Raw genomic sequence first — 1,553 nt, 5'->3', positions numbered from 1 at the left:
GTATATAGATTTTGAATCATAGGCAGGGTTCGTCATAATATCACCGAACTTAACTAACTCCGTACTTCTGCGTCTCCAGACACCGCCAATACTTTTAGATCATTGGCAGCAAGTAAACAGATTCAATGTCCTGCCGAGCGCAGTGTTACTCAGGTTATGGTGCTGTTTGTGTTTGAATAAAAGCTAGATATGCATTCCCACGCGGGAGCGTGGGAACGAGAAATAAAATGAATAGACTCTAGCAGGATCTCCATTTTATTTTCCTATTAATTTTCATTTAAACCAAAAGATTTCGTTCCAAATTTTTTCTTATATAAGTTTTCTAGCTTTTCTATTTCACCTTTGCCAACATTGCTAGGTAAAGTCTGTAGAACTGAAAACGTAAAGTTCTTATAGCAATCCTTATTGTTTCTATATAACTCTATGAGGGATTTATTATTCCCGTGCTTAGTTTTTACATATTCACTCCAGCGTTGCCACAAACCAAGATTACCACAAGCAGATCCTATATACTGATTTCCATTTTCTTCATCAAGAATCATATATATTGCATTGATAGATGACAATCGATGATACCAAGTCAAGTTAGCATTTGGGTTCCTAACAAGCTTTTCTAATTCATTAAACTCTAAAACAATATTTAATAGCCCGGGAAAATCACCCAAATATCCTTCCGGTAGTATTTCCACTACGAACTTCTCGTTCTTATCGAACCATTGATGCCAATTTCGCGTAGCGTCGCCCCAATCGATAACAACTCTATCTTTGAAAGAGGACAATTCGTTCAAAGCTTTAAGGTCGTAATGATATTTACCATTTCTCTCTTCAACTCCTTCTACCTTAAAGATCCCTAAAAAAAGAGCCTTTGTACCTTCTTGACCTACGAAGGATAAAATATAATCACAATTACTGAATACAGGATTTGACTGTTCTTTTTGATATGATATCAGCTTATCTACATCTTTAATAATATCTTTGTACTCTGAACGGCTATCCTTATGTCTAACATACTTGACTTTTTTACCATCAACAATATTTGTTTTTAAGGAAATCAGCTCTCTGAAGGTTATCATAAAATTTTCCTCTCATTTCTTTTTTAACTCGTTCCCACGCTCCTGCGTGGGAATGTATATAGGGTTTTGAATCATAGGTAGGCTTCGCTGCAAGATCACCGAGCAGTCATTATTCTCTGTTCTAAGTCTCACGGACAGCGTCAATACTTTTAGCGAAAAAGCCCTAGCCAGCGTAATGTTACACAAGTTATGGTGCTGTTTGTGTTTGAATAAGCGCTAGATATGCATTTCCACGCGGGAGCGTGGGAACAAGAAAAAATATTTTTATACAACGACCAAATTTATACATATGATTAAAACTTCCTGTAAACCTAACGCCGCATTCAGCGGCTTGTCCGCTGCAATGCTTTGTTATGCGAATTATTAACCTGCTGCACAAGCTTTAATCCTATGAATTACCTTCTCACGAAACTCACCATGCCCATGCGTTGCTCTCGGGTGGGCAATTCTAAAGCACATAGCATCGGCTGCCTCAAACTC

At 37.6% G+C, this 1,553-nt stretch carries 1 protein-coding gene; it reads right to left on the bottom strand.

The annotated features are described in order from the left end of the window. Nucleotides 1–266: 266 nt before the first annotated feature. Nucleotides 267–1,073, bottom strand: a complete 807-nt coding sequence (locus tag BZG14_RS15285; protein WP_077609156.1) for a GIY-YIG nuclease family protein — start codon at nt 1,071–1,073, stop codon at nt 267–269. Nucleotides 1,074–1,553 lie beyond the last annotated feature (480 nt).

Source organism: Salinivibrio sp. IB282, assembly GCF_001995685.1.
Taxonomy (GTDB): domain Bacteria; phylum Pseudomonadota; class Gammaproteobacteria; order Enterobacterales; family Vibrionaceae; genus Salinivibrio; species Salinivibrio kushneri.
The sequence above is the reverse complement of the archived record's forward strand: the minus strand, read 5'-3'. Positions and strand labels throughout refer to the sequence as shown.

Coding starts and splice junctions, on each gene's coding strand:
- BZG14_RS15285 (WP_077609156.1), bottom strand. CDS start 1,073: ATGATAACCTTCAGAGAGCTGATTTCCTTAAAAACAAATATTGTTGAT.